Consider the following 6,532-nt stretch of genomic DNA (forward strand, 5'->3'; position numbering starts at 1 on the left):
CGCCGTTGTCCGTTTCCTCGGTTCCTGACCTTCACAAGCCAGAAACCTAGACACAGCAACGGCGTGCCCCATCTCCAGGGCCAAACCAGCAGCTGACACCACCCACGGACACGTCAGTAGAGCCAGTTTTCTTAAGCACTCGCTAATTTGTCGTGGATACCTGCAAACCACCGGCCTCCCATACCCGCGCAGGAATCCGCCGTGAAGACCGTCAAATCGCCCTGTTCCATAATGGATCAGAGCACCGAGCACGCCTCCGCGGAACCTTCGGCAGGCATGACTGGGGCGGCAGCACGCTGGGCCATCGCCCCCGGTGCCTGGCGCTTCGGATGGTTCGGCGACTATCGGGCGCGGCCACTACGCTGGTGGCCCGCCAAACCCAGAACTCAGGGAGCAAGTCCAATGGCGATCGCCCGCGCCGATCGAGTCGACCGCGATGCCCTGCTGGAATTCCTGCGGCCCCGGCACCGGGGCCTGCTGGTCACCACCCGTTCCGACGGCCGCCCGCAGATGTCCCCGCTCACGTGCGGGGTCGACAACGAGGATCGGATCGTGGTGTCGACCTATCCGGAGCGGGCCAAGACCCGCAACGCCCGCCGCGATCCGCAGGTGTCGATCTGCGTGCTGTCCGACGAGTGGAACGGGCCGTACGTGCAGGTCGACGGTCGCGCCGAGGTGCTGGACATGCCCGCGGCGCTCGACGGGCTTGTCGAGTACTTCCGCTGCATCTCCGGAGAGCACCCGGACTGGGACGAGTACCGGGAAGCGATGGCCCGGCAGAACAAGTCCCTGATCCGCATCCACATCGAACGCTGGGGCCCCATCGCCACCGGTGGCTTCCCGCCCCGCCTCGCCTAACTGCCCTGCCCGAGGGAATCTGCTGATCACTCCAGCATCGTTGTGTTTCCCCACGGAACCGGCACCCGCATCATGCGGAAGACCGGCCGCCGGGTCCTCCTGCAAGCGCAGGAGGGAGATCGCGAATGCTGCGAGCCAGCCGAATCCGACGACGAGGGTCAGGCCGTTGGAGGAGTCCGCCAGCGGTCCGTCGTCGCGGGTCGCAACTCCATGCGCGCGTACCACGCGCCCAACGAGTCTTCGTCTGGCTCTCGCGCCACCGCCGTTGCGTGATCTCCGCTACAGGCTCCGGAAGCGCGTCGACCACCCGGTACGCCTCAACGTTCGCGGCGATGAGCGCCAGGTAGAAGTCGGTCGTCGCATCGTCGAGGTCGAGCCCCAAGTTCCGCCGCTGAGGCTTGCAGTTCTATCCGATCCGGATCCGGCACAACGATCGCTACCTCCCACGTCGCGGATCATGCGAGGCTACGCAGACCGACGACCAAGGACGGTAGATCTTCTTAGGTGATAAGGAATTCTCGCTGAGCCGCTACGGGGGCCGTGAGCTGCTAGGGCAGCTGCCGAGGCTGTTTGGGAACTCACGGCGCGGCGGTGCCGCATCAGGATTCACTGCTATGAAGCGAACGGACCATTCACACCAATAGACGCCAGAAACAGGCCGCTCACCCCATCCCCCCAATCCACCGCCGCGAAGCGAACGGGCCCGTTCACCTCAATAGACGCCACAAACGGGCCGTTCACTAGCGCCCATCACTGGATTTGCCGCAGGTCGTTTGAGCGCCTCGGCGCTTCAGAGACACACGCCGCCGCATCACAACGCCGCATGCCGAACAGCCTTGGTGGCGGCTCTAGCGACTTGTGGTCCTGTTCAGCGGCGGTGGTGTGAAACCAGGTCGTGGTCGGCCGTTGCCTGCGGACCCGCCGGGTGGGTGTGGATCACCACTCCGCCTAGGCGAGGCAGGGCGTGCCACAGGCGGTGTTCGGCGTCGTGCGCGATGCGGTGCGCCTCCGCCAGGCTGAGCTCGGGGGCAACGTCCAGTTCGGCCTCGGCGTGCAGCGCGTGACCGATCCAGCGCATCCGCAGCCCGTCGACCTTGTGCACCCCGGGCGCGCTGGTCAAGACCCGTTCCGCGCGGCCGACCAATTCGGGGTCGACCGCGTCGAGCACCCGACCGAGAACTTCCTTCGCCGAACCCCAAAGCACCGCGACGATCGCCGCCGTGATCAACAAGCCGATCACCGGGTCGGCCCACCGCCAGCCCAGCGCGGCGCCACCGGCCGAGCCGAGCACCGCGATGCTGGTGAACCCGTCGGTGCGCGCGTGCAGTCCGTCGGCGACCAGGGCAGCCGAGCCGATCTCCCGACCGACCCGGATGCGGTAGCGGGCGACCAGCTCGTTCCCGGCGAAACCCAGCAACCCAGCGGCCGCGAGCCAGCCCAGGTGATCGACCTGCTGCGGATCGATCAGCCTCCGGATCGCCTCCCAACCCGCCATCGCCGCCGAAGCCGCGATCACCGCGAGGATGACCAGCCCGGCCAGGTCCTCGGACCGGCCGAGCCCGTAGGTGAAGCGGCGGGTCGCCGCACGCCGGGCCAGCAGGAACGCGATCGCGAGCGGCACCGCGGTCAGCGCGTCGGCGAAGTTGTGCAGCGTGTCGCCGAGCAGCGCGACTGACCCGGTGAAGGCCACCAGGAACGCCTGCCCGATGGCAGTTACCAGCAGTGCCGTGAAGGAGATCCACAACGTCCGCATCCCCTTGCGGCTGGCTTCCAACGCACCGTCGACGACCTCGGCGGCGTTGTGGCTGTGCGGCGTAACCGCATGCTTCAGCCTTACCCACACGCCGCCGCCGCGGTGCGTGTGGCCGTGACCGCGCTGCGGAGTTCGGCTTCCCGAATCCACCGGTCCTCCTCGGGTTCGGTGACCGGAACACCCCGAACGATAGGCCGCTAACCGGGTACGCGACAACGCTGCTACTGAGAGGAAATCGCAATTGGAGCCATTTACGGGAGCACTAGAAGTCCGAAGTGGACGAATTGGTCCGAATAGCCCACGAGTGGTATGGGGCGCCATCCCGACCACAACTGCCGTAGACACCACAGGAAACGTCGGTCTCAGCGAAGGCGGCGCGCTGCGGCGCTGCCGCCGATCAACAGGAGCAACATCGCCAGGGCCCAGCGCCGCTTCTCCTTGGTGTCATGCCCAGCGTGATCAACGCGAGGTGCCTGCGTCGGCGGAACGTAGGCTCCGGGCTCCGGAGGCGGTGCGGGCGACGGTCGGGAGGACGTCGGCAGGGTCGATGGCGGGACCCGGCTCGGCGTGGGCGGACCGGAGCTTCGGCTGGGGAGCGCCGAGGTCGGCGTCGGAGCTGGGGTCGTCGAAAGCGGCGGCGGGGTCGATGGAGTCGTTGTCGGCGAAGTCGTGGTCGGCGGCTGGGGCGGCGGAGGGCTGGGCGGCGGGGTTTGGCGCAGGCACCCGGCGACGTCGGAGCTCGACACCGGTGGCACCATGGCCAGCCTCGTCACCGAACCGTCGCGGCTGACCCGGTACAGCGCACCGACCTGGTTTGCCGTGACGTAGAGCGCCCGGTCAGGACCGATCACCACCGATCCGTAGCCGCTCGGCGGCAACCCCGGCGTATCCGCCAATTTGCTGACGCGCCCGCTGCCCCGGTCGATGCGCACGATCGCCGGCATGCCGCGGTAGGTCATCGAAACCCCGTACAGCTCGCCGTCCACCGGGTCGACATCGAAGTCGTCCAGCGCGAACGGCCCGCGCCACGGCTGGATCGCCGTCATAGACAGCACGTTCAGGTACGTCGCACTCGTCGGATCGACGTCCACTGCGTACAGGAATCCGCCATTCCCGACGTACCAGCGGTTCCCCTTGATCGCACCGGCCTTCGGGGCGGTCAGCGGACGCGCGGCGGCTCGCACCGGACCCAGGTCACGCGCCCGTCCGGCCCGGTCCAGCGCCACCACGTGGGCGCCGTCGGGGAACCGCCCGAACGGGCCCCGCTCGGCCATTCCGTACACCAGGTCCTGCGGACCGGAATAGCCGAGCGCGTTCATCCGGTACTCCAGCATGCCGAGCCCGGTGCTGTCCGCAGCCGGTAGCACCACCCGGTACAGCGCGGAAACCGAGCCCGGTCCGATGTTTCGGACCTGCAGCACCGTGCATCCCGGTGCCGTTCCCGCGGACACCACCCAGCCCGCCGGGGCCGCCAGCACCGCCGCCGCCGCAAGGACCGTCGGCACCGCCGTGAAACGCCACCGCATCAACTTCGACCGAGCCGTTCGAGCGCCCACAGGAATGCGTCCGGACCGATCCGCGATCCGCCGCTGAACGGGTTCTGCAACTGGAAGATCGCGAACAGCAGCAACGTCAACGCACCGGCCAATGTGGACACCAGCACGATGTGCGGGAACAACCTGGTGCCGCCGAAGAGGTTCGGCAGCAAGACGCACACCACGCTGCCCAGGATCAGCACGAACCACACGACCGCGACCACGCCTCGGTCGAACGCCCTGGTGAGCCGCTCGTGCCGCTCTTGGTAGACCTGGCTGAGCTGGGTGATCGCCTCGGTCTTGCGGTCCTCCTGGAACTCGCCGTCGGCGGGTGCCTGCAGCACCGTCGCCCGCAACTGGTCGAGCTGCGCCCAGCCCGGGCCGTCCACCTGGCCGCCCTGCTGCATGACGGTCCATTCCCCGCCGATGACCGTCCGCACGTACTGCGCGCTGAGCTCGCGCGCCTCGTCGCCAGTCGGCCCGGGCAGCGATTCCGCCGCCCAGGAAACCGAAACCAGGGCCTGCGCCTCCCGGTAGACGCCTTCACGCGCGTCGGTCACGGTGTCGAACAGCGTCACCAGCACGAAGGCCAGCACCACCGCCTGCAGACCGCTGACGATGGTGAACACCTGGCCGGCCGCGTCGTTGTTGCTCGGCCGCCCCTCGTCCTGACCGAGCCGGCGCACCAGGTAGCCGATCACCGCGGCAGCCACCGACGCGCTCAGCACCCAGATCAGGCCGTTGAGGTAGATGCTCATTCCGCGCCTCCGGCGGCGGATTCGCCGCGCACCACGACCTGCCGGGGCTCCGGCACCAGCAGGTCGCCGACGCCGCACCCGAGTACCGAGCAGATGATGTCGAGGTCGTCCAGCTTCAGGCTGGCCGGGGTCTTGGACCACAGGCCGGACATCTTTCCGGCGGAGATGACAAGGCCCCGATCGGCGAGCCGCCGCTGCATCTCGGTGGCCTTCCAGATGCCGCGCTGGGCCGCGACCAACCGCAGGTTCCACTTCATGCCAACATCTCCCCCCGAGTCGCTCCGATCGACTGGACGCCGCATTCGCACACGCTCCCCCGCCTCCCAAACTCAAGCTGCGGGCGCCGACAACGTCTGGTCGACGCAATTTCAGAATTTCCGAAGAAGAACCGGGCAGAACTCGGTTTCAACGTGGCCCGAACAGTACTCCTCGATCACCAGAACTCGGATAACCCGATTCGTGGAATCCGAGATCACACGCTTCGTCGCCCACCCGGAGCAATCCACCCGAGGAATATTCCTAAATTTGCGCATTTGATTGGCGCAAACGAAAGCCATTCGGCCGAATACCGGAATTCGATCGCGTTGACGATCACGCTGAGTTCCGCGCAAGCCGCGATTCAGGTGATCTTGACGATGCGACATTCGCGCCAGTCCGGTCCGTCACACGCAGCACGTTCGGGTGACTGTACGGCCGAGATCGCTGGTGCTAACGTCGCCGTCGGCGGGCGATAAAGCACGCTGCGGAACCGACGGCATTCCCGCCTCGGGACATTTCCATTCGGATACCTCGAATTCCTCGAACAATCACTGTTCAAGATTCCCTGCCCGCCCCTTCACAAACAGAGATGATTGGTGGTATTGGCGTGACTGTGACGGATCCGCTCAACACCGGCGACGCCGAAGCGCCGCAGTTGAGCCTGAGCACGGCGGCGGCGCGGAACCTGGCCACGACGACGAAATCCGTCCCACAGATGCAGGGCATCACGTCGCGGTGGCTGCTGCGAATGCTGCCGTGGGTGCAGGCCTCCGGCGGCGCGTACCGGGTCAACCGGCGGCTGAGTTACACCCTCGGCGACGGACGAGTCACCTTCACCAACACCGGCGCCGACATCCGGGTCATCCCGCAAGAACTACGGGAACTCCCGCTGCTGCGCGGATTCGACGACGACTCCGCGCTGGGTGCGCTGGCCGACCGCTTCGAGCAGCGGGAATTCGAGCCGGGGCAGGTCATCGCCACCGCCGGGCAGCCGGCGGACCAGGTCGTGCTCATCGCGCACGGCAAGATCAACAAAATCGGCACCGGCGAGTACGGCGACGACACCGTCCTGGGCGTGCTCGCCGACGGCGAGTACTTCGGCGCGCACATCCTCGGCGGCGAAACGACCACCTGGAACCACACGTACAAAGCGGTCACGCCTTGTACCGTGCTTTCCTTGCGGCAGCAGTCCTTCCACGACATGAACGGCAGCTCCGAGGCGCTGCGCGAACACATCCGGTCCGCGCTGTCCGGACCGACGGGCGCGCACAACGTGCACGGTGAGGCGGACATCGAGGTCACTTCCGGGCACTCCGGCGAACCGACGCTGGCCGGCACCTACGTCGACTACGAACTCGCGCCCCGGGAGT

The 6,532-nt window shown here is 67.3% G+C and carries 6 protein-coding genes; 2 read left to right on the forward strand and 4 right to left on the reverse strand.

Annotated features, from left to right (window positions below):
- Nucleotides 1–402 precede the first annotated feature (402 nt).
- Nucleotides 403–858, forward strand: coding sequence for a PPOX class F420-dependent oxidoreductase (locus tag ACWDKQ_RS34475; RefSeq protein ID WP_450142954.1), 456 nt, complete (start codon nt 403–405; stop codon nt 856–858).
- 868 nt (nt 859–1,726) lie between these two features.
- Here ACWDKQ_RS34475 and ACWDKQ_RS34480 read toward each other — a convergent pair.
- The 4 genes from ACWDKQ_RS34480 to ACWDKQ_RS34495 form a co-directional block, all read right to left on the reverse strand.
- Nucleotides 1,727–2,761 carry a cation diffusion facilitator family transporter gene (locus ACWDKQ_RS34480; RefSeq protein WP_450142955.1) on the reverse strand — a complete coding sequence of 345 codons (1,035 nt, stop codon included), beginning with the start codon at nt 2,759–2,761 and terminating at the stop codon, nt 1,727–1,729.
- Between the two features lie 212 nt (nt 2,762–2,973).
- Nucleotides 2,974–4,137 carry a DUF6923 family protein gene (locus ACWDKQ_RS34485; RefSeq protein WP_450142956.1) on the reverse strand — a complete coding sequence of 388 codons (1,164 nt, stop codon included), beginning with the start codon at nt 4,135–4,137 and terminating at the stop codon, nt 2,974–2,976.
- Entirely contained in the window at nt 4,137–4,904 is a 768-nt protein-coding gene (locus ACWDKQ_RS34490; RefSeq protein WP_450142957.1) for a bestrophin-like domain, read from the reverse strand. The genes ACWDKQ_RS34485 and ACWDKQ_RS34490 overlap by 1 nt, the downstream gene beginning before the upstream one ends.
- Complete coding sequence (locus tag ACWDKQ_RS34495) at nt 4,901–5,161, reverse strand: helix-turn-helix domain-containing protein (RefSeq protein ID WP_450142958.1); 261 nt, start codon at nt 5,159–5,161, stop codon at nt 4,901–4,903. Before ACWDKQ_RS34495 ends, ACWDKQ_RS34490 begins: the two co-directional genes overlap by 4 nt.
- 608 nt (nt 5,162–5,769) lie before the next feature.
- Between ACWDKQ_RS34495 and ACWDKQ_RS34500 the strand changes: the two genes are divergently transcribed.
- Nucleotides 5,770–6,532 (forward strand): cyclic nucleotide-binding domain-containing protein (locus tag ACWDKQ_RS34500; protein ID WP_450142959.1); only part of this gene is annotated, 763 nt, incomplete at its 3' end.

The sequence above is a fragment of the Saccharopolyspora sp. NPDC000995 genome (assembly GCF_053599315.1).